The organism is Marinococcus sp. LNHM4E3-1 (genome assembly GCF_056034405.1).
Genome location: NZ_JBQLID010000007.1, coordinates 25,422 through 45,917, shown reverse-complemented (window position 1 = coordinate 45,917; position 20,496 = coordinate 25,422). Strand labels below are relative to the sequence as shown.

Genomic DNA, 20,496 nt, shown 5'->3' with positions numbered 1-20,496 from the left:
AAACAGATGAATAAAGATAAAGAAAAAGAAATAGAAGCACTCATGCACGGCCACCTTTCCATTCCAGTAATTATTCTGGATAAATACGAGCAGGTGGGGCTGAATGAAACAGAAGCAATGATGCTTTTGCATATATACCGTTTTGGCCAGAACAGCGTGCCGCTTCCAACGCCGAAGGAGCTGGCTGAAAAAATGAGTATGGATGAAAATGAATGCGCCGGCTGCCTGCGCTCGATGATAAAGCGGAATCTGCTGCAGATTGATGAATCTGAACGCGATGAAATCCGGCAGGAAGCGTACTCCCTCTATCCTTTTTTCCGTCAGGCCCTTACAGCGGAGGTACCGTCCGGGCAAGGGGATCAGGTTGAAGAGCAGCATCTGTTTCAAAACATTGAGCAGGAATTTTCCCGCCCGCTTTCCCCCATGGAGTGGGAAACGATTAACGTCTGGCTCGATCAGGATCATTACTCGCCGGATATGATCCAGATCGCGCTGAAAGAAGCGGTCATGAATCAAAAATTCAGCCTTCGCTACATGGACCGGATGCTGCACGAATGGAAGCGCAAAGGCATTCAGACTAAAGAAGATGCTAAAGCGCAGACCGAACAGTTTAAACAAAAGGGTGGACGTCGCACACAGGCGGCCCAGTCGGAAAAGCTGCCGGAATATCCCAATATTAACTGGCTGGATGAAGAGTAGAGGAGAAAAAAATGGCATTAACGAATAAAGATTTACAGGTTGTGATTGAACGGATCGAGCACATGTTTCCGGAAGCAGAGTGTGAACTGAATCACCGCAATCCCTTTGAACTGCTGGTAGCAGTCGTGCTTTCCGCCCAGGCAACTGATGCTCTGGTGAATAAGGTAACTCCCGGGTTGTTTGAACAATACAGCTCCCCGGAAGACTTTGATGAGGCACCGCTTGAGGCTATTGAACAGGCTATTCGTTCGATTGGACTTTATCGCAATAAAGCGAAAAATTTAAAAAAGCTTTCGGCGTCTCTGCTCGAACGCCATGACGGGCGCGTGCCAGAAACGCAGGAAGAGCTGGTCGAGCTTGCCGGTGTCGGCAGAAAAACAGCGAATGTGGTAGCGTCAGTAGCATTCGGGGTGCCGGCTATTGCGGTGGATACGCATGTTGAGCGGGTGTCCAAGCGTTTAGGCATATGCAGATGGAAAGACAGCGTCACCCAGGTGGAGCAGACGCTGATGAAACGGCTGCCAAAAGAAAAATGGTCCCAGATGCACCATCAGCTTATTTTTTTCGGCCGCTACCACTGTAAGTCCCAGTCCCCCCAGTGTCCGTCCTGTCCGGTGCTTGACTACTGCAGGGAAGGACAGAAACGGATGCGGAAAGAAGGTGCAGCATGGTAAAAATACAAATTCCAGCGTCATTTCAGCATGAAATTTTTTATACTGTAACGCAGATCGAGGTAGATGAAAATACAGATCGAAAGACCGCGGCTCTGCACTACCCGTTCTGGTATGAGATTGCCTATGAAAACGGCATCGCCGGTACGCCTCCGTGGCAGGAAAACATTAACCAGCACATTAAAACATTTATGCAGTGGTGGGAAGAGCATCTGCCTTTTTTAGATGAATGCTGGGACGAAAGGGACAAGGAAAAGGCCGCTCCGTATATGAGACTCGGGCTCGCTCACTGGCTGTGTACGCTGTTTTGGATGAACGAACGGCCGGTGCCTTCTTCAGAGCCGGAAGAATTGATCGCAGAAAGCAGGAAGCTTGCCCATAAGCCGATCAACGTGGAGGAAAGGCTCGGCTTTCTGCTTGAGTATCCGAATTATTTTCATTCCTATCTGCAGCTGAAGGAGCTGTATACAGAAGTGAAGAAAAAAGAAGCGCTGGCAAAACGATCCCGAAATCACGAATGATAAAGGAGTAAAATATGGCTAATACAAGCGGTTGGGAACAACAATGGCTGCAGACAGACATGCATTTGGATCCGGCAGAAACCGCGATGCTTGAAGACGTGCAGGAAAAAATTGAGCATCCTTATTTTGAAGTTGCGTTTTGCGGGCATTTTTCGGCCGGCAAGTCGACTGTATTGAATGGCCTGCTTCAAAACGATCTGCTGCCCGCGAGTCCGATTCCAACAAGCGCCAATATTATATCGATTGAAAACGGGGAGCTTGGTCTCGAGGTTGTAACGAGTGAAGGCCAAACTAAAACCTGGGAAGCCGATATTCCGTGGGGGCAGGTGCAAAAGTGGGGCAGGGACGGGGCGGACATTCGCTCGATCCGAATGCAGGCCCCGCTGCCGTTTTTAGGATCTTACAGCCGGATGGTGGATACGCCGGGGGTGGACTCGACGGATCCGCTGCACCAGGCAGTGACAATGGAGAGACTGCTGTCAACCGATGCTGTTATTTACGTAACGGATTACAACCATGCCCAGTCGGAAACAAACATCCGTTTTTTACAGCAGCTGACAGCGGAAGGCAAGCCGATCATTTTTGTTGTCAATCAGATGGACAAACACCGGGAGGAAGAAATCACGCTGCGGTCCTACCGCAATCAGATTGCCGCCACGCTTGAGCGAAACCAGGTGCACGTGCTTGCCACGTATTATATTTCGATGCGCGATGAAAAGCACCCGGATAATGAGCTGCAGACATTCTCTTCTCATGTGCGCAGCCTTTTGTACCACGGCAGCGAACTGCTCGAAAGAAGTGAGGAACGGATGCGCCAGACCGTGCTGTCACGAATCCGTGACAGGCTTAGGGAGGAACAGCAGACAGCCCTCGAAGACTGGCAGGAGCGGGCGGAGCATGCCGGCGTGCCTGCACAGCTGATTGACGAAAGTGCTCAGCCGGACAGTGAAGAAAGATGGAGCAGCTGGTTCAGGGAATGGAAGCGAACGCTCGATCAGGCTCATTTGTTTCCAGCGTCCACTGTGGATAAAGCCAGGGACTGGCTTGAAAGCTGGCAGCCAGGCTTCAAAGCAGGATCTCTGTTTAATAAAAAACGAAAAACGGAAGAAGCCCGCAACGAACGAGCTGATGTGCTGCTTGCAGATATAAATGAAAATATTAAAGCGTCTTTGACGTTCCACGTGCGAGAACTGCTGCAGCCGGAAAAGCAGGATGCTTCTTCCCACAGTGCCGATTACATTGACCAGGTGCAAAACATTGACGTTCAGCTTGAACGCGCCGATCTCGAGGCCTTTATTCCGGAGGGTGAGACCGGCAGGCAGTATGTGTTTCAAGTGACCGACCAGCTGGCCGGCGTAATTACCCGGCGGTTCAAGGATCAGGCAGAGCCGCTGCTTGAAGAAAAAGAGCGCGTGCTTACCTCAGCCGCTGGACCGGCTTTGACAGAAGCAGAGCAGACGAAATTAAATGAACTTCAGAATGACTGGAAAGAGGAAAAGGAACGCCTGGAGCAGGAAATTGCCCAGGTGGAGCGTCAAATGGAAAGCGTATCTGCCCGGCGGGAATGGGAACAGGAAATCCGGCAAATGATGAGTGAAGAGGCACCATCCGATGTCCCGGAGATTTCTATTTCCAGGGAGGATGAAGTGGTGGAAGAGCAGGAGAGTGCTTCTAGCGGGCAAAAGGAGCTTCCTTCGTACAGTGAAGAAATCCAGATGGTGGAAGCCTTCGCCGCCGAACCATCCGAATCCTCGTTAATCGAAGAAGAAAAGAAGCATCTAAAGCGTTTATGCGAAAATCTGCACAACCAGGAACTTCACGTTTCGGTTTTTGGCGCTTTCAGTGCCGGAAAGTCGAGCTTTATCAACGCGCTTCTCGGTGCTCCGGCACTTCCTGTGTCGCCGCATCCTACCACAGCAGCCGTAAATATTGTGCGTGCTCCGGAGAAGGATTACACACACGGTACGGTTATTCTGCAGCTGAAGGATGAAGCGTTTCTTGATGAGGAAATCCAGGCCGTGTCGAAAGAGCTCGGAGAAGTGTACACGCTTGCCTCCATTCAGAAATGGAGAAAGCCGAACCGTACCCGGGACGCACGGATGGAAACATACAGCCAGTATATGTTCACGCTTCAGGAAAGCATTAAAAAACACCATTCCTCGCTCGGTGAGACCCGCACGATTGGGATGGAGGACTGGGGCTCCTGGGTGGCAGATGAGCAGAAGGCGTGTCTTGTCAAACAGGTGACGCTTTATTACGAGAGCTACTGGACGAACCGGGGACTCGTCTTAACCGATACGCCGGGCGTGAATTCGATCCACGGACGCCACACCAATGTCGCATTTGACCACCTGCGCCAGTCGGACGCCATTTTTTATGTCACATACTTTAATCATGCGTTCTCGGATGCCGATGAACGTTTCATTCAGCAGCTTTCCCGGGCGAATGAAGAATTTGAACAAAATAAGCTGTACTTTCTGATCAATGCCGCTGATCTGGCAAAAGATGATAACGAGCGCCGTCAGGTTGTTAACCATGTGCGCGGCCAGCTCCGGCAGAATGGATTTGAAGAGCCGTTTCTGCTTCCTGTGTCAAGCCAGCGCGGTTTGCAGGAAAAGCAGCAGGGCGGAGAAGACGACATGTTTTCAGCCTTTGAAAATTATTTATCCGGACAAATTTGGCAGGAACTCCTTGTCGTGCAGCAGCAGTATGTTGTTGAACAGGCGCTGAATTTAAAAGAACAGCTTGGGCGGGCCCTGCAGGTGCAAAAGCATGATGCGACAAGCGTTGCTGCTGAAGCAGACAGGCTTAAACAAAAGCTCGGGCAGTATGAAGAAGTGCCGGAACGCTTTCATATGGAACGGTTGCGGAAAGAACTCGTTTCAGACACCGAAGAGCGGCTGATTCATGTGCGCAAGCGTCTGTATTTATTCTATCAGGACTACTTTAATAAAGTGGTGAATCCCGTCACTATAGATGGCTCCTCACGAAAAGAACAGCGCAGGCAGCTGACGGGACGGCTGACGGAAATTAAAGAAGAGATACTGGTGCAGGCAGGGCAGGAGAGAGAAACGGCGTTCATCCGTCTGGAGGAATTAATGAAACGGCAGTTGAAGCAGGAGACTGAAGAACAGTACAGAGAGGTTCAGGCGGACTTCCCGATGTTTCAGGTTCCTGACGCCGGCCGCTCCTTTATTCCAAAACCAGAAAAGACGCTTGACTTAGAGGTGGATGCTAAAGCATTTGAAACGTACTTCCGCTCGGCGAAGGACTTCTTTGTTCATCAGGAAATAAAAACTCTGAAAGAGGCATATGGGGAAAATGTCCAGAGCGCTGCTGCGGAGATAACGAAAGAAGTAGCACAGGAGCTTGAAGAAAAAATAGAGAACGGTGTTAAAGCGGCGTCTGACTATATTTATGCCGAACACAGGAAGGCGCTCGACAAAGAATTCGATCGGCTGTCTACGTGGTACGACAAGAGCTATTATTCCGTATTGCAGACAGAATGGGAGAAACTTGCCCCGTTAACTAGAAAAGAGGACCACGTTCAGGTATAACAAAAACCGCACGGCCGAAAAGGCGTGCGGTTTTTGTTATTCGTTTGTTTCGGATTCCTGTTCCGGTGCAGAGGTGCTGTCTTCCGTATCAGCAGGCTCTTCCTCATCTGGGGTCTCTGCTTCCGGCTCTGTGTTCCCGGAGCCCTCATCTTCGGTATTTTCACCGCTGTCGCTTCCCCCGCCGTTGTCTGATTCGGATTCTGCAGGCTCGCCTCCGCTGGTATCTGTTTCTTCTTCGCGGCCTTCCCCGGAGGCGCCGGAATCTTCATCCGCCGGAGCTTCTTCGGTTTCATCATTTTCTTCCGTGTTTTGCTCTGTGTCCTCTTCCGGAGCTTCTTCAGTATTTTCTTCATTTTCATCCGTTTCTTCTGCTGGTTCCTCTGCTGGTTCAGACTCATTCTGATTGTCGTTTGTTTCCCCAGAGTCACTGTCGCCAGAAGGTTCTTCGCTGTCTGATGCCCCGCTGTCATCCGAGCCGCTGTCAGAGGACGGTTCAGTGACCTGGGCGTCCACTTCGCCTTCTACAAACAGCTCGGTGATCGTGTCAGCTTCGGGAGTGTTTGACGTAGCTCGCTCCCCGGTCTCTTCATTTAACCGTACTGATACTACAGAGTCGGGCTGTTCAAAGTCGGGAGTGTCAATGCCGCTGCTGACCTGCTGCATTATCTCGCGGAAAACATCTTTGGCAGCATCAGTCTGTCCGTCGACAAGATAATTGCTTTCCGACCGGGTTTCAAAGCCGGCCCAGACAGAAGCTGTATAGTTCGTAGTGTAGCCGTTAAACCACACATCAGGGACGCCACCGTCAGGGATATTCAGGGTGCTCATTTCGTCCTCGGTGAAATTAGTGGTTCCGGTTTTACCGGCGAGTGGAAGCCCGTCAATCTGGGCACCCGTGCCAGTACCATTGGAAACGACATCTTTAAGCATATCTGTGATCATGTAGGCAGTATAATCCTCCATTGCCTGCTCCTGCTCCGGTTCAAAGTCAATCGTTCGTCCATCCGGAAACTCAATCCGCCGGATGGAATGGGGATCGTTATAAACTCCTTCGTTTCCGAAAGCTGCGTATGCGCCGGCCATCTGTTCAGAGGAAACCCCCTGCTCCAGGCCGCCGAGAGCTGAACCGTAGTAGACGTCCTCAAGGCCGAGCCCGAGCCCGTTTGCAAACGATTTGGCGTTATCAAGGCCGACTTCCTCAAGCGTCTTTACTGCAGGAACATTCAGGGAATCCGTCAGTGCTTCGCGCATGCTCACGCTGCCCCGGTAGTCCCGGGTATAGTTTCGCACGTCGGTGTCTGTGTCCGGATACTGGTATTCTTCATCTTCGATCTGATGGTACGTGGACCACTGCATGTTTTCAATGGCCGGCCCATAGTCCAGGACGGGCTTAATGGTCGACCCAGGCTGATTAGGGTCGGTAGCGAAATTATAGCTCATGGCAGTATCCGGATTCTGCCTGTTTCCAACAATGGCTTTTACCGCCCCGGTCTGAGTGTCAAGCAGCGTAAACCCAATTTGAAACTCTTCATTGTCTGGAAAGCTGTCAACGGCGTCCTGACCTTGAATGAGCTCTTCAGCCTGCTCCTGGGCTTCGGTGTCAAGCGTTGTGTATACTTTCAGCCCGGCGGTATATATATCTGACGGCTCAATACCGTCAAAGTCTTCGAGCTCATTTTGCACGTAGGACATAAACGAGTCATAGGCAACTCCGTTCTCCGGCGGCTGGTAGTTAAGCTGCTCGTCCACCGGAGTGCTTGAAGCCTCTTCGGCTTCTTCGTCCGTAATGTAGTCCTGCTCATTCATCATGGAAATAATCTGATTTCTGCGGTCCTCGGCGTTTTCCGGGTTTTGAACCGGGTCGTAGTACGAAGGCCGGCGGGGGATAGCTGCAAGCAGCGCAGCGTCTGCGATAGTGAGCTCGCCTGGATCCTCTTTTCCAAAATAGGTCTGGCCGGCCTGGGTGATGCCGTAGGCTCCCTGATTGAAATAGATCAGGTTAACGTACATTTCAAGAATTTCATCCTTACTGTACTGCTGTTCAAGCTTGATGGCTAAATACTGTTCCTGGACTTTACGTGATATGTTTTTATCTGGTGAAAGAAATGCATTTTTCACGACCTGCTGGGTGATCGTGCTTGCTCCCTGGGAGCCGAAGCCGTCAGTCACGTTTGCCCATAATGCGCCGAAAATCCGCTGGACGTCGATGCCAAAATGGCTGTAAAAACGCTCGTCCTCGACAGCGATAAATGCTTCCTTCGCGTAGTCGGGCATTTCTTCAATGTCGGCGAGTTCACGGTTACTGCTGTTTTGCAGCTGGGCAATTTCTTCATCGTTCTGGTCATATACAGTAGCCGCTTCTGATAATACCATCGCCTCCGCATCCAGTTCCGGGGCCTGATTGATCATGTAAGCGACAATGATGACGCCGGCAGTCATGAAGACAAGCATGAGGGAAAGCGCCCAGATGATGAATGTCTGCCAGAGCGGACGTTTGCGGTTTTTCTTCTGTTTCTTTTTAGGATTTTTCTGGTCGGCCGTCCGCTTTTCCTGGCGGGACCGGTAATTGTCGCTCATTGACGTTCGTCCTTTCGTTGTACATAGCATCTAGTTCTGTGTGCCCAGGCATTAGACGTCCAAATTTTTGTTTTGTTACAAGTGTATTCAATGAAAATAAACGTCTTTCACGATCTTCAAGTAGTCCAGTCTTGGTTGAAGACCGAGCGGAATGGGATGGCCGTGCGTCTGGATCTCCTGGTAGGGAATAGATTTCCGCTTCGTCTGGCCGTAATACCAGTGAAGAAAATGGGAAGCGTCATATAAATACGTCTCCCCATGTACGGCAAAACGAAGAAGAACAAATGCGATGCCGTCCTGCTTTTGAACTTTGTGCATATGATCCGCCTGGTGGTCATGAAAATTCTGCAGGGGAAAAGCTGTTTTGTTTCGTGTTTCTTTTGCTTCAAAATCGATGTAGCGTCCGGAAAAAACACCGTTATAGTCCGTGGTGGAGGCCTGCTTGAAATATGCTTCGGTGATGCGCGCGGCGCTTCGTTTCGGGTAATGAACATCGACAATCTGTACGGGCGTCGGTTTTTTATGTATGATGCCGATGTCGTGTGCGATATAATATTCGTTGGACTCATTAATGTCTTCCTCAAGCGTCATCCCGCGGTTGGCAAAGCTTTTTTCCGCAGGAGGGCCCTGGGGGGAGGAAGCATTTTTTTTCGGACGGTATACTTTTCCGTTTGGGTAGCGGTAAGCCATGATAATCTTCCTTTGCTGAAATTTACTGCCTGCTGCTATTTTACCATAATTTCAGCAGGATATTACGTATGCCGCGCTTAGAATGATAGACAAAGCCTCGGTTATTCGTGTTAGGATAGAAAAGAACGAGAAAGGAAGGGGATAGCATGAGCGATACACCGATCAATATCGGCTTTGGAAATATGGTGATGGCAGAACGGGTAATTTCAATTGTGAGCTCTGATTCTGCCCCGACAAAACGTTTGATCCAGGAGGCACGCGAAAGAAAGATGCTCATCGACGTGACGAACGGACGGAAAACCAGAAGCATTATCCTGTCGGACAGCGACCACGTGCTTCTGTCGGCCATTCAGCCGGAAACAGTAGCCCAGCGGGTGAGCAATCAGCAGGATCAGGAAGAAAGCACATCCTAAAATATTCGCTTTCCTGTAAAGGGAAGCGTTCTTTGTATCGAAGGGGGTTTTTCGATGCCCGGGCTTTTTGAAAGCTGTGACCAGATGAAACGGCGCATGGATGAAGCAGAGCAGATTTTTTACGAAGTACAGGAACGGGAGGACCGCCCCGATTTTTATGAGGAGGTAAAACCGTTTGTCGACAAGGTAAAAGGGGAAGCAGATATATGGAAAGAGGAAGCTTCTGCCTGGGTGCAGACGACAAGCTACCCGTACCTGCATGAATCCCAGATGGAAGACACATATGATAATATCATGAATGCCTCTCTCCAGGCTTACCAGCGGACAACGAAAGAAAAACAGTTCAAGGAAACGCTGCAGGCCGTAGAGTTTATTCTAAACAGCATTCAAACACAGTTAACACAGGAATCCTAGAAAGGGGAGAGTAAGTTGGGCTTTCTAATTTCTTCTGAATGGCTGGATGAAAACCGCCGCGATGAACATGTCCGGGTGGTGGACTGCCGGTTTGAACTGAAAGATGCAGCAGCGGGTCATGAAGCATACGTTAAACATCATATTCCGGGTGCTGTCTTTATTGATGTGGAAAAGCATTTGTCCGCCCAGGCAGGGACCCACGGGGGACGTCACCCGCTGCCGGATATGGACTTTTTCGCTCAGGTTCTCTCGGAACGGGGCATAGACATGCAGACGACCGTTGTAGCTTATGATGATCAGGGAGGCATGGGGGCAGCCAGGTTTTGGTGGCTGATGCAGTATGCGGGCCACACGAATACATATGTCCTCGATCGTTCTTATTCCCACTGGATGGAGGAAGGATTTCCGACAACAGAGGAAATCCCGACGCCGCTCATGAAGCAGATGAAAATCGACCGTGAGCCGAATCAGCTGGTTCACCTTGAAGAAGTAAAGCAGCAGCTGCGGAATGAACATGTAGCGCTGGTGGATGCGAGAAGCTATGAGCGCTACGCCGGGGAAAACGAAGAAGTGGACGCCGTTTCCGGCCACATTCCAGGTGCTTATCATTATTTCTGGAAGGATGTGCTTCGCGAAGACGGCACATGGAAGTCGCAGAGTGAGCTGCGTGACCATTTTCAGGGGCTCGAGGGATTTGATGAAATTATTTCTTACTGCGGCTCCGGTATTACGGCCTGTGTCAATGTGCTCGGCATGAGAGAAGCCGGACTCGAGCAGGTGCGTCTTTATAACGGGAGCTGGAGCGACTGGATTTCCTATCCGGACCTTCCGATCGAAAAAGAGCCGAACAAGTTATAAAGGAACACAAAAAAGCTGCCGGCAGAAGCCGGCAGCTTTGCTTTGTATCGGAGGTCAAAATCGGCCTGAGCGGAAAATTGCATACAGCAGCCAGATGAAGAGAAAGAACGACACGATAAAGCTGATCTCGATGACGGGGAGCTGAACGAGAATCGAATTGTTATCTCCAAACGTGGATCCGACGATAAGGCCCACCATCACGATACTGAAAGCGAGCAGTATAACGCTGAAGCTCAGACGGTTGCCGATACGGTCAAGCTTGTTCATTAAAATATTAATGCGGGGCATGCGTATATCGACACCGAGTTCATCATCATTGATTTTTTTCAGTGCGGAGCGAATCTCTTTTGGCAGCTCGCGGATATAGCCAAACTGCTCTTTGCCCTCTCGGAAAACATCCTCGATCCGGTCCCGCGGGTTCAGCCGTTCTTTAACGAGCATCCGGCCGTACGGTTCGGCAATTTCGACGATGCTTAAGTCCGGATCAAGCTCGGTGGCAATGGATTCAATGGTAATAATAGCTTTCGCAAGCATCGTAAATTCTTTATGGATGCTGATGCCATAGCGGTGCGAGGTGGAAAATACATCATTGATAGCTGCACCAATTTCTATTTCCTTAAATGGCGTTTCATAATATTTGGATAAAAGGTATTCCACATCTTCTTCAAAAATTTCCGTTTCCATATCTTCCGGAAAGTCGGCCATTTCATAAATTGCTGCCGCTACGTCCCGGGTATTCCGCCTCGTCATGGCAATAACATAGTTAATGAACTGCCTGCGCATGCTTTTACTTAAACGGCCGACCTGGCCGAAATCGATATAGGCGACAATGTTTCCTTCTTTAAAAAGCAGGTTCCCGGGGTGGGGGTCGCTGTGAAAAAAACCGGTGCGCAGCACCTGGTGCAGAAAGGAATCCACCAGATGATGAGCGAGCTTCTTTTTATCAAATTCGACGGTGGAGTAATTAAGCTCGGAAAGCTTATAGCCATCGATGTATTCGATAGTCAAGACCCTCCGGGAGGACCAGGCTTCGTATACTTCGGGGACCTGTACAGATTCAAAATGCTGAAGGGTCCGGGCCATTTTTTCCACATTGCGGGCTTCGGTAAAGTAGTCAAATTCATCCCGTATTGCAGATACGTATTCTTCGACAATATCCTGAAGCTGATAGAATTGGGCCCATTGAAACCGCTGGGTGAGGAGTCGTGCCAGATCCCGCAGAATATCGATATCCTGTTCGATAATCTCTTTGATGTGCGGCCGGCTGATTTTCACGACCACCTCCCGGCCGTCACGGAGGACTGCTTTATGTACCTGGCCGATGGAAGCTGCGGCTATGGGGGTTTCGTCAAAATAGGAATAAATATTGCCGAGAGGTTCATGCAGATCGTGCTCGATCACCGACTTGGCCGTCTCATATGGAAATGGAGGTACGTGATCCTGCAGTTTTGCAAGTTCATCAACGACGGACGGGGGGAAAATATCCTTCCGGGTGCTTACAAGCTGCCCGAGTTTGATGAACGCAGGACCGAGCTCCTCTACGACAAGCCGAAGACGGACCCCGATAGACTGCGTGTTCCAGTCATTGGGATCCGACATAATCCGCTTAGGAAGAGAAAGAATGTGAAAAAGTCCCACTTCCTGCAAAATATATCCGAAGCCGTGTTTCGCAAGCGTAGTAGCAATCTTTCTGTATCGATTTGCGTGCCGGATACTTTTTGTTATAGCCATGAAGCGTTCCTTCCTTTAATTAGAATTGGCGGTTATTCGTCGTCTGGTCTGTTCATCGCCTTTTCAATGGCATCGAGCTTTTGCTCGAGACGGTCAATATCACGTTTAGTGGCGATACCCATGCTTTCCGCCCGGTTTTCGAAGGAGTTTTTCGCCTGGCTGTTCCAGGAGTCGCTTTGAGCCGATCCCCGTTGAATCATTTCCTCTTTCCATTCGTCTGCTTCCCGGGGGGTTATTTTCCCCTTGGTGACGAGGTCATCGAGATATGTTTGAACTTTTTCCCGTCCGTATGAAGCCGCTCCGAGTCCTAGAAAAAATCCTTTTTTCAGCATGTCGTTCATGAAAAAATCCCCCTTTGTATTTTGTGAAAAAGTGTACTGCTAACATTATACCAAAGAATAGGGCGGGTAAAGAACTGCCGGGATTATCATTTATGTACCCTTCGCACAAAAGAGGAAAACGCACGGCTTTTCAGTATGCATATTCATGTTATAATAGTAAGGGTTTGAACGGGATCAAAAAGCGGCGGAGAGGTTCTCCGCCGCTTTCGAGCATTTACACTAATCATGTTAACCGGGCATTCACGCTTGAAGTGGACGCACGCTAAGTAGAAAGGAACGTTGCTTGTATGGGGAATATACACATTGAAGACATTATCATAGCAAATCAAACACTGAAAGACGTGGTCACGCATACCCCATTGCAGAAAAACCAGGTGCTTTCTGAACGTTACGGGGCCAATATTTATTTAAAGCGGGAGGACCTCCAGGTGGTGCGCTCATTTAAAATCCGCGGGGCGTATTATATGATGAGCAGTATTCCGAAGGAAAAGCTTGAAAACGGCGTCGTATGTGCAAGCGCAGGAAATCACGCTCAGGGCGTGGCCTATTCCTGCCAGGAGCTGAAAGTGAAAGGCCATATTTTTATGCCGAACACGACTCCGCGCCAGAAAATTTCGCAGGTGAAGTTATTTGGGAAGGACTACGTGGAAGTAGTACTTACAGGCGACACGTTTGACGATGCCTATTACGAAGCAAACGCTTACGGCGAAGCGCATGAGATGGAATTTGTGCATCCGTTTAATAACGAAAAAGTGATCGCTGGTCAGGGAACGGTCGGGATGGAAATTATGAACGATATTGAAGAGCCGATCGATTATTTATTTTCCTGCGTCGGCGGAGGCGGCCTCGTATCCGGCGTTGGCACATACGTGAACTCCATTTCTCCTTCAACGAAGATCATTGGCTGCGAGCCGGCCGGAGCTCCCAGCATGAAAGCATCCATTGAAAATCAGGGCGTTGTCTCGCTCGACTACATCGACAAGTTCGTTGACGGAGCTGCTGTGAAGCGGGTCGGGGAACTGACGTATGACGTCTGCAAGGATCTGCTTAACAGCATTACGCTCGTGCCTGAGGGCAAGATATGTACGACGATTCTGGAGCTGTACAATGAAAATGCCGTCGTAGCTGAACCGGCCGGAGCCTTATCAATTGCAGCTCTTGATTTTCACAAAGAAGAAATTAAAGGAAAAACGGTCGTCTGCATCGTGAGCGGAGGGAATAATGATATCGGCCGCATGGAAGAAATGAGGGAAAAATCATTGATTTATGAAGGACTGCAGCATTATTTTATTGTGAACTTTCCGCAGCGTGCCGGCGCTCTCCGGGAATTTTTACATGATGTGCTCGGCCCGGACGATGACATTACCCGCTTTGAATACAACAAGAAAAACAATAAATCCAACGGCCCGGCGCTTGTCGGCATTGAAGTGACCTATCCATCGGACTACGATAAGCTGCTTACGAGAATGAGAGACCGCGGCATCAAATATACTGAAATCAACAAAGAAGAAACGCTGTTTAATTTCCTTATCTAATTAAGACGGTACACATGGGCAGAAAGGGAGCGGATACTATGATCAGCGAGAATCGGAACGGCTGGGTGGAGGTTATGATGCAGCAGGAGCATGCGGCTCTTTCCGGAGACTGCATGAAGTACTGGCACCATACAACGTTTAAAGAACAGGCGTCCTGGTCTTCGGCGCTTCAGGCTACAGCCCGCCATGACGATGCCTGGAAAACGCTTGACGAAGAACCGGTACTTGATGAAAACGGGTGGCCGGTATCCTTTGTCAATTATCCGGTCCCGCCGAAGCTCGGCGCCTACCGGAACACCATCAATGCTCTTGAAGAAGAGGACCCGTACCAGGCGTATTTGATCAGCAGCCACTACGGCTCGTTTTTTAAAGACTCCGAGGTGCCGGAGGAAATTGCCTTTATGCAGGAGGAGATTGCCCGTCAGCAGCGCCTGATTGTCGGCTACCAGTGGAATTTCCTGATGGCAGCTGAACATTTTCATCTGCTTCAGTTTTTTGATGACCTGTCTCTTTATATTTGCATGAATACGCCGGGGGCGTCCAAAGAGGAGGAGGTCCCCTGGTTCCGGGACGGCTTCCGTCAGACCTTTGCCTCCCTTGATCATGAAACGATTCATGCCCGCTGGGAAGACGAAGAGACGATAGCTCTACAGCCATTCCCTTTCACGGAAGCCTTTGCCGTCGAAGTGGAGCGGCGCTGTGTAAAGCAGCCGCTTAAGGCACCGAAGGATCTGTGGAATGTAAAGCCGGACAGCCGGCGGGTTACATTAAAACCTGCTGAATAGCTGCTGAAAGCAAGATAAAGGAGGAATCATAATGTCACTGCAGGGAAAAAGAATTATTGCATTTGTCGAAGACGATTTTGAAGATTTAGAGTTGTGGGTGCCGGTTATGCGTCTGCGCGAAGAAGGCGCTGAAGTGCTGCTTACCGGCAAGGAAAATGGCAAATCGTATACAGGAAAACACGGGGTGCCGGCCATCTCAGAGGCAGCACTTGCCGATATCGACCCGGCAGACTATGACGGAGTCCTGGTTCCTGGAGGATGGGCACCGGATAAACTCCGCCGCTACAGCGAAGTGCTCTCCATCGTCCGGCATATGGACGAGCATAAAAAAATCATCGGTGAAATCTGCCATGCCGGCTGGGTGCTTTCCTCCGCAGGCATCCTGCAGGGAGTTCACGTAACGAGCACTCCTGGTATTAAAGACGATATGACCAACGCCGGGGCAGTATGGTCGGACGAGCCGGTCGTCGTAGACGGCCATATCGTTTCAAGTCAGCGTCCGCCGGATATTCCAGCGTATAATCAGGCGCTTGTCGAAGCTTTTCGTACGCAGTAAAAACAAGAGACCAAAACAGCCGGCTGTGTCTAAAAGGATGCAGCCGTTTGCGGTCCTGATACAAAGCGGGTGAAACAAAATTGGAACGAATAACGAACAAACAGCTTGAGCAGATGCTCGAAGCGGAGGAAGGGCGTCGGGTAGTTTTGTTTACTTCGCCGACGTGTGGTACATGCCAGCTGGCAAAACGTATGCTTGCCCCAATAGAAAAATTGTATGCCGGCGCTTCTTTTCTGGAAATGGATATCAATACTGCCCCTGTACAGGCCCGGCAGCTCGAAATTCAGAGTGTCCCGTGTTTAATTGTATTTGACACCGGGGAGGAAAAAGAGCGGATGTATAAAATGCAGTCGGGATCGTATTTGCTTGAGCAGCTCCACCCGTATTTGAAACAAGATTTAACAGAAAAAAAGGAGGATACCTATGCAGGCCCCTCAGTTTCAACTCAAAGAAATGTCGAGCGGCGTTGAATGGTCGCTTGAACAGCTGAAAGGAAAACCGGTGCTGTTGACGTTCTGGGCGTCCTGGTGCCCTGATTCTTCTGCGGACCTGGTGCAGAAGAACCGGTTTTATGAACAGATGAATGAAGACAGTCCGCTGCAGTTTGTTACGATTAATGTGACCGGCCGCGAACGGCGGGAAGAGGATCCTAAAACGTATGTGGAAAACAACAATTATCGTTTCCCGGTGCTTCAGGACGAAGGTGTGGATACGTACAGACGCTATAAATGCGAAGGCGTACCGAGTACGTTTATTATTGATGAACAGGGCGAGATTGTAGCGCAATACGGAGATAAAGCATCGTTTATTGATATTATGCAGAGCCTGCAGAAGGTTAACAGCATATAAAAAGGCCCGCCGAGGACGGCGGGTTTTTTGTATATATTGGACAAACGTTATTTTGGCGGACGTCCAGACGAAATAATGCGTTTTACCTGGTCACTGTTCGGATAATCGTTAGCGTCAAATTGTGCTAAAACTTCATCCGTATCATAAGGGACCCGGCGGATTTCCGGAATTATTTCCCCGTCTTCGATGGTCAGAAGAACATATGACGGTGTCGGGTCTCCGTCGAACGGAAGCCCGATACTTCCTGTATTGATTACCCATTTAGCCCCAATCTTTCGAATAGAGGGAGTGTGCACGTGCCCGTACACGTAAATATCTGCTTCCTGCTTCTGGAAAAATGATTCCTCGAAAACGGAAGCCTCACTATCGACCGGAACTGGGGGGAACAGGCTCCCGGGTACCGCGTGAAAGGCGAACAAACGGAAGCCGTCGTATTCATCGAGAAATGATTCCGGAAGCTCTTCTAAGTATTTAACGTCATTCGCAGAGAGCCGCTCGAGCGCCCAGTCCCGTTCCTGGTTCATGATCGAGCGTTTGGCCTCGGGGACTTCTCCTTCCCGGACGCCGCGGACAATCCATTCGTCTGCATTTCCCTTCAATACTTTTGCAGGAAGGGATTGAACGGTTTCAATCGAATTTTTTGGTTCCGGGCCGCGGAAAGCAAGGTCTCCGAGCATATACATATGGTCTACCGATAAGGCGTGCAGGTCGTTTAAAACAGCTTTTAATGCACGGGCGTTACCGTGTACATCTGAAAGAAGTGCAATTTGCAACGTAATAACCTCCTCATAACTTTTGAAAACAGTCTTTATTACAGTGTATCAGAACAGCGGACTGGTTTGGAATGCAAATGCACAGCCGGTTGGCAGGAGAGGCTTCTCCTGTGCTATAATCAGACGTGCAAATTGGGACGTTATTTTAAAGGAGAGAGATTAATCATGCATATTACATCCATTGAGCCAACACCGAGTCCTCATACGATGAAGCTGAATGTTAACGAATCGCTGCCCGCCGGAACGAGCAGCAATTATAAACCGGAAAATAAAGAAGAAGCACCGGCTCCGATCCAGCAGCTGCTGGAGATCGAAGGCATAAAAGGTGTCTACCACGTTGCCGACTTCATGGCCCTCGAGCGCCACCCTAAAGCCGACTGGGAGCAGCTGCTGCCCCAGGTGCGCCAGGCGTTCGGCGAAAAGGTGGAGCAGCCGGATGAAGAGCCGGAGGAGCCCCAGGAAGCATTCGGGGAAGTGCAGGCGCAGGTCCAGATGTTTAAAAACATCCCGATGCAGATAAAGCTGCTTTCCGGCGAGGAAGAAAAACGCCAGGGCCTGCCGGAACGTTTTCAGACCGCTGCTTTTGAAGCCCAGCTTGAAGATGACAACATTGTGATGCAGCGCAAATGGGAGGATTACGGGGTCCGTTACGGCCAGGACCTGGAACAGATCGGCAGCGATATGGCAGAGGAAATTGCTGCGGCCTACCCGGAGGAGCGGCTGAAACGGCTGGTACGGATTGCGAATACTCCGGAAGCAGAAAACACTGAGCCAAAGTTTAAAAAAGTAACGATGGATATGATGGAGGAGCCGGACTGGAAACAGCGCTATGCAGCCTTTGACCAGATGGATCCTTCCATGGAAGACCTCCCGGTTATACAAAAAGGGCTTGCAGATGAAAAACCGGCCATCCGCCGGCTGGCGGTCGTGTATTTAGGGATGCTTGAAGATCCCCAGGTGCTGCCGGATCTGCAGAAGGCGATGCAGGACCCATCTGTCACCGTTCGAAGAACAGCGGCAGATACGTATTCTGATCTGGGAGATCCTGCGGGTATCCCGGACATGATTGAAGCGCTGAAGGACAAAAACAAGCTGGTGCGCTGGCGTGCGGCAATGTTTTTATATGAAGTCGGTGACACTTCGGCTGTCGAAGCGTTAAAGGAAGCCAACGGGGACCCGGAGTTTGAAGTGGATCTGCAGATTAAGCTCGCGCTGAAACGAATTGAAGGCGGGAAAGAAGCAAAAGGCTCCATCTGGAAGCAGATGAGTGAGAAAATGGAGCAGGAGCGAAAGCCCAGGTCGTAAATGAAAAGGGAAGGAGCCTGAACGATGACGAAAGCAGAAGTACGACAGCAGCTTGAAGAACGAAACATGGAGGAAGTGCTCGAGCTGATTGAAGACGCAGAAAACGGTGATTTAAAAGAGCTTGAACTGGCCGCTTCTCTCGGCCTTCTTCGCGATGAAAAACTGAACGATGCAGTGCTGAAAGTGCTGCAGGATGAAGGAGTCACGATTATTTACGTGGAGGATGAGGAATGAATGACGGCATCCATGAGGAAGAAAATGTAACAAGACCGGCACCGTCGCAGCGCATATCAGAAGATGCGCTGACGGTCTGGCGCTTCAAGGGGATGATTGAAATGGCCGTTGTTTCTTTCATCCCTTTTGCTTTACTTGTGCTTGCCTTCTGGTTCGGGTGGTCCGAATGGGTCCGGTGGGCCCTTGGCGCGATTCTGGCATTTTTGGTTTTTTTTTCTGCCTGGTACGCATGGGTGCTGCCGAAATGGCAATGGCAGCGCTGGCGCTACGAGGTGTATGAAACAGAGGTGGAGCTTCAGTACGGTGTGATTATCTCTAAACACGTATTGATCCCAATGGTGCGTATCCAGCATGTGGATACAGCCCAGGGGCCGATATACAAGCGGTATGCGCTTTCCACCGTGACTATTTCCACCGCAGCCGGCATGCATGAGATTCCAGCGCTTAAAGAAGAGACGGCGCCGGAGCTGCGCAACCGGATCGCCTTTTTGGCGGGAACGGATGATGACGATGAATGAATGGAGACGGATGCACCCGGCGGCCATTGTCACCGTCTTTTTCCGGCAGCTGAAGGATTTTCTTTTTCCGCTTATTATTACGTTCTTTGCTGGAGGTACGGCTTCCGGACCGCTTCCAGTCAACTGGATCTTTTTGCTTTTAGTGCTGTTCATTGTCATCAGCAGCATCATGAAATGGATCTTTTTCCGCTACCGTTTGATTGAACGGGAGCTTCAGATCCATTACGGTATTTTTGTGAAAAAAGAACGATTCATCCGCAGCCAGCGCGTTCAATCGGTAGATATCACCGCCGGCATCATTCAGCGGATGTTCGGTCTTGTGCGTCTTAATATTGAAACAGCAGGCGGAGGCGCAGAGGCGGAAGCTTCGATTCAGGCGATCCGCCGGGAAGAGGCAGACATTATTCAGACGGCTCTGATTCAAAAATCCTCTCATGCAGCTGAGGAAGAATCAGAAGATTTTTCGGGGAACAGCATAGCCGCGGAGCCGGCAGAACCTTCGTTTTCCTGGAAAGTACCGATGCGTACCATTTTCACGGCGGGACTCACCTCCGGCCGGGCGGGTATTATTTTTGCGGCTCTTGCCGGGCTGTATTCCCAGGTGGGGAACTTTCTTCCCGATGCGTGGGTCGAGCAGTCGATTGGCGTGTTGATCGAGCTCAGCTACTGGTTTATTATCGGGGGCCTGTTAGTGACAGCACTGCTCAGCTGGCTCGTTTCGTCGGCATGGACGCTTGTGCAGCATGGAAATTTCGAAGTGAACCGCACCGGAAATGATCTTGAGATTACCTGGGGACTTCTCGAACGAAAGCAGATTACACTTCAAATGCACCGCATAACGTGTATTCGTTTTATCAGTAACCCGGTCAGGCAGGCGCTCGGCATGTGGGCGGTTTATATAGACAGCGCCGGCGGAAGCACCGAACGGGGACAGAATTCGATCATGCTGCTGCCGCTGATCCACCAGAAGCAGCTACATACCTTTATGGAGCAGATTGATGATACGGCATTGATTCCGGAAAAGGTAAACAAACTGCCAAAACGGGCGGCAAGAAGATATATGTTCCGGGCGTCGGTATTTTGGTGGCTGTTGTTTATCCCGGCGGCCATCTGGGTGCCGTATGGCTGGGCAGCCGCAGCAGTGCCGCTGTTTTTCACCTGGTGGGGCTGGATATGCTACAAAGGCTCCGGCATGAAAGTGGAAGATAAGCAGCTGGTTGTCCGGGAAAGAGCCTGGAGTGCCATTTATAATTTTGTACCTAAACGACGGATTCAGTATTTGGAAAACACGCAGTCCTTTTTCCAGCGGAGACGAAGACTGTATACGATCTCGGCTTCGGTTATCAGCAGCGTTACCGGGCGGACGGTTTACTTAAGGGACGTGGATGAAGAGGACGAAGCTGCTTATTTTTCCTGGTATCAGAAAACATGGGATCATGATGCCAAATCACAAAAAAAAGGCTTTTGAA

At 50.1% G+C, this 20,496-nt stretch carries 21 protein-coding genes; 16 read left to right on the top strand and 5 right to left on the bottom strand.

All coding sequences use genetic code 11. The annotated features are described in order from the left end of the window. Positions 1-6: 6 nt before the first annotated feature. The 4 genes from ACTRXI_RS09110 to ACTRXI_RS09095 are packed head-to-tail and all read left to right on the top strand — an operon-like array spanning position 7 to position 5,448. Positions 7-699: a DnaD domain-containing protein gene (locus ACTRXI_RS09110; RefSeq protein WP_474262114.1), complete on the top strand. Its 693-nt coding sequence runs from the start codon at positions 7-9 to the stop codon at positions 697-699. An 11-nt stretch (positions 700-710) separates the two neighbouring features. Beyond that, complete coding sequence (gene nth / locus ACTRXI_RS09105; RefSeq protein ID WP_474262113.1) at positions 711-1,373, top strand: endonuclease III; 663 nt, start codon at positions 711-713, stop codon at positions 1,371-1,373. After that, complete coding sequence (locus tag ACTRXI_RS09100) at positions 1,367-1,891, top strand: YpoC family protein (RefSeq protein WP_474262112.1); 525 nt, start codon at positions 1,367-1,369, stop codon at positions 1,889-1,891. Before nth ends, ACTRXI_RS09100 begins: the two co-directional genes overlap by 7 nt. A gap of 14 nt (positions 1,892-1,905) precedes the next feature. Further along, positions 1,906-5,448 carry a dynamin family protein gene (locus ACTRXI_RS09095; RefSeq protein ID WP_474262111.1) on the top strand — a complete coding sequence of 1,181 codons (3,543 nt, stop codon included), beginning with the start codon at positions 1,906-1,908 and terminating at the stop codon, positions 5,446-5,448. Positions 5,449-5,484: 36 nt separating this feature from the next. On the opposite strand, the gene ACTRXI_RS09090 is transcribed toward ACTRXI_RS09095, so the two are convergent. Both ACTRXI_RS09090 and recU read right to left on the bottom strand, forming a co-directional pair. Continuing rightward, a complete protein-coding gene (locus tag ACTRXI_RS09090; RefSeq protein ID WP_474262110.1) occupies positions 5,485-8,025 on the bottom strand; it encodes a transglycosylase domain-containing protein in 2,541 nt (846 codons plus the stop codon). An 87-nt stretch (positions 8,026-8,112) separates the two neighbouring features. Next, a complete protein-coding gene (recU, locus tag ACTRXI_RS09085) occupies positions 8,113-8,715 on the bottom strand; it encodes a Holliday junction resolvase RecU (protein ID WP_474262109.1) in 603 nt (200 codons plus the stop codon). A 146-nt stretch (positions 8,716-8,861) separates the two neighbouring features. Between recU and ACTRXI_RS09080 the strand changes: the two genes are divergently transcribed. Genes ACTRXI_RS09080 through ACTRXI_RS09070 form a run of 3 tightly spaced genes read left to right on the top strand, consistent with a single transcriptional unit; the run spans position 8,862 to position 10,400 of the window. Then, positions 8,862-9,128, top strand: a complete 267-nt coding sequence (locus tag ACTRXI_RS09080; RefSeq protein ID WP_022792233.1) for a DUF370 domain-containing protein — start codon at positions 8,862-8,864, stop codon at positions 9,126-9,128. A 54-nt stretch (positions 9,129-9,182) separates the two neighbouring features. Then, complete coding sequence (locus ACTRXI_RS09075; RefSeq protein ID WP_322525110.1) at positions 9,183-9,542, top strand: DUF1798 family protein; 360 nt, start codon at positions 9,183-9,185, stop codon at positions 9,540-9,542. A 15-nt stretch (positions 9,543-9,557) separates the two neighbouring features. Next, the gene (locus ACTRXI_RS09070) at positions 9,558-10,400 is read left to right on the top strand and encodes a sulfurtransferase (protein WP_474262107.1); all 843 of its coding nucleotides are present in this window, start codon (positions 9,558-9,560) and stop codon (positions 10,398-10,400) included. 54 nt (positions 10,401-10,454) lie between these two features. Here ACTRXI_RS09070 and ACTRXI_RS09065 read toward each other — a convergent pair whose 3' ends face one another. Then, positions 10,455-12,131, bottom strand: a complete 1,677-nt coding sequence (locus tag ACTRXI_RS09065; protein ID WP_474262106.1) for an ABC1 kinase family protein — start codon at positions 12,129-12,131, stop codon at positions 10,455-10,457. 32 nt (positions 12,132-12,163) lie between these two features. After that, on the bottom strand, positions 12,164-12,472 hold the full coding sequence (locus ACTRXI_RS09060) for a phasin family protein (protein ID WP_474262105.1): 309 nt from the start codon (positions 12,470-12,472) through the stop codon (positions 12,164-12,166). A gap of 287 nt (positions 12,473-12,759) precedes the next feature. Here ACTRXI_RS09060 and ilvA point away from each other — a divergent pair, with 287 nt between their 5' ends. The 5 genes from ilvA (at position 12,760) to ACTRXI_RS09035 (ending at position 16,197) form a co-directional block, all read left to right on the top strand. Next, positions 12,760-14,007, top strand: a complete 1,248-nt coding sequence (gene ilvA, locus ACTRXI_RS09055) for a threonine ammonia-lyase IlvA (RefSeq protein ID WP_474262104.1) — start codon at positions 12,760-12,762, stop codon at positions 14,005-14,007. 38 nt (positions 14,008-14,045) lie between these two features. After that, positions 14,046-14,792 (top strand): DUF3891 family protein, encoded by a 747-nt coding sequence (locus ACTRXI_RS09050; RefSeq protein ID WP_474262102.1) that lies wholly within the window; start codon positions 14,046-14,048, stop codon positions 14,790-14,792. A gap of 31 nt (positions 14,793-14,823) precedes the next feature. Then, the gene (locus tag ACTRXI_RS09045; RefSeq protein ID WP_474262101.1) at positions 14,824-15,348 is read left to right on the top strand and encodes a type 1 glutamine amidotransferase domain-containing protein; all 525 of its coding nucleotides are present in this window, start codon (positions 14,824-14,826) and stop codon (positions 15,346-15,348) included. 80 nt (positions 15,349-15,428) lie between these two features. Continuing rightward, the gene (locus ACTRXI_RS09040; RefSeq protein ID WP_474262100.1) at positions 15,429-15,818 is read left to right on the top strand and encodes a thioredoxin family protein; all 390 of its coding nucleotides are present in this window, start codon (positions 15,429-15,431) and stop codon (positions 15,816-15,818) included. Beyond that, on the top strand, positions 15,772-16,197 hold the full coding sequence (locus ACTRXI_RS09035) for a TlpA family protein disulfide reductase (protein ID WP_474262099.1): 426 nt from the start codon (positions 15,772-15,774) through the stop codon (positions 16,195-16,197). Before ACTRXI_RS09040 ends, ACTRXI_RS09035 begins: the two co-directional genes overlap by 47 nt. Before the next feature lie 47 nt (positions 16,198-16,244). On the opposite strand, the gene ACTRXI_RS09030 is transcribed toward ACTRXI_RS09035, so the two are convergent. Further along, positions 16,245-16,970, bottom strand: a complete 726-nt coding sequence (locus ACTRXI_RS09030; RefSeq protein WP_474262098.1) for a metallophosphoesterase family protein — start codon at positions 16,968-16,970, stop codon at positions 16,245-16,247. Between the two features lie 165 nt (positions 16,971-17,135). On the opposite strand from ACTRXI_RS09030, the gene ACTRXI_RS09025 reads away from it, so the two are divergent. Genes ACTRXI_RS09025 through ACTRXI_RS09010 form a run of 4 tightly spaced genes read left to right on the top strand, consistent with a single transcriptional unit; the run spans position 17,136 to position 20,495 of the window. After that, a complete protein-coding gene (locus ACTRXI_RS09025) occupies positions 17,136-18,275 on the top strand; it encodes a conserved virulence factor C family protein (protein WP_474262097.1) in 1,140 nt (379 codons plus the stop codon). A 24-nt stretch (positions 18,276-18,299) separates the two neighbouring features. Further along, entirely contained in the window at positions 18,300-18,509 is a 210-nt protein-coding gene (locus ACTRXI_RS09020) for a hypothetical protein (RefSeq protein ID WP_322525099.1), read from the top strand. Beyond that, complete coding sequence (locus ACTRXI_RS09015) at positions 18,506-19,027, top strand: PH domain-containing protein (RefSeq protein ID WP_474262096.1); 522 nt, start codon at positions 18,506-18,508, stop codon at positions 19,025-19,027. The genes ACTRXI_RS09020 and ACTRXI_RS09015 overlap by 4 nt, the downstream gene beginning before the upstream one ends. Continuing rightward, positions 19,011-20,495, top strand: coding sequence for a PH domain-containing protein (locus ACTRXI_RS09010; RefSeq protein WP_474262095.1), 1,485 nt, complete (start codon positions 19,011-19,013; stop codon positions 20,493-20,495). Before ACTRXI_RS09015 ends, ACTRXI_RS09010 begins: the two co-directional genes overlap by 17 nt. Position 20,496: the final 1 nt, after the last annotated feature.

Coding starts and splice junctions, on each gene's coding strand:
- ACTRXI_RS09110 (WP_474262114.1), top strand. CDS start 7: ATGAATAAAGATAAAGAAAAAGAAATAGAAGCACTCATGCACGGCCAC.
- nth (WP_474262113.1), top strand. CDS start 711: ATGGCATTAACGAATAAAGATTTACAGGTTGTGATTGAACGGATCGAG.
- ACTRXI_RS09100 (WP_474262112.1), top strand. CDS start 1,367: ATGGTAAAAATACAAATTCCAGCGTCATTTCAGCATGAAATTTTTTAT.
- ACTRXI_RS09095 (WP_474262111.1), top strand. CDS start 1,906: ATGGCTAATACAAGCGGTTGGGAACAACAATGGCTGCAGACAGACATG.
- ACTRXI_RS09090 (WP_474262110.1), bottom strand. CDS start 8,025: ATGAGCGACAATTACCGGTCCCGCCAGGAAAAGCGGACGGCCGACCAG.
- recU (WP_474262109.1), bottom strand. CDS start 8,715: ATGGCTTACCGCTACCCAAACGGAAAAGTATACCGTCCGAAAAAAAAT.
- ACTRXI_RS09080 (WP_022792233.1), top strand. CDS start 8,862: ATGAGCGATACACCGATCAATATCGGCTTTGGAAATATGGTGATGGCA.
- ACTRXI_RS09075 (WP_322525110.1), top strand. CDS start 9,183: ATGCCCGGGCTTTTTGAAAGCTGTGACCAGATGAAACGGCGCATGGAT.
- ACTRXI_RS09065 (WP_474262106.1), bottom strand. CDS start 12,131: ATGGCTATAACAAAAAGTATCCGGCACGCAAATCGATACAGAAAGATT.
- ACTRXI_RS09060 (WP_474262105.1), bottom strand. CDS start 12,472: ATGAACGACATGCTGAAAAAAGGATTTTTTCTAGGACTCGGAGCGGCT.
- ilvA (WP_474262104.1), top strand. CDS start 12,760: ATGGGGAATATACACATTGAAGACATTATCATAGCAAATCAAACACTG.
- ACTRXI_RS09050 (WP_474262102.1), top strand. CDS start 14,046: ATGATCAGCGAGAATCGGAACGGCTGGGTGGAGGTTATGATGCAGCAG.
- ACTRXI_RS09045 (WP_474262101.1), top strand. CDS start 14,824: ATGTCACTGCAGGGAAAAAGAATTATTGCATTTGTCGAAGACGATTTT.
- ACTRXI_RS09035 (WP_474262099.1), top strand. CDS start 15,772: ATGCAGGCCCCTCAGTTTCAACTCAAAGAAATGTCGAGCGGCGTTGAA.
- ACTRXI_RS09025 (WP_474262097.1), top strand. CDS start 17,136: ATGCATATTACATCCATTGAGCCAACACCGAGTCCTCATACGATGAAG.
- ACTRXI_RS09020 (WP_322525099.1), top strand. CDS start 18,300: ATGACGAAAGCAGAAGTACGACAGCAGCTTGAAGAACGAAACATGGAG.
- ACTRXI_RS09015 (WP_474262096.1), top strand. CDS start 18,506: ATGAATGACGGCATCCATGAGGAAGAAAATGTAACAAGACCGGCACCG.
- ACTRXI_RS09010 (WP_474262095.1), top strand. CDS start 19,011: ATGATGACGATGAATGAATGGAGACGGATGCACCCGGCGGCCATTGTC.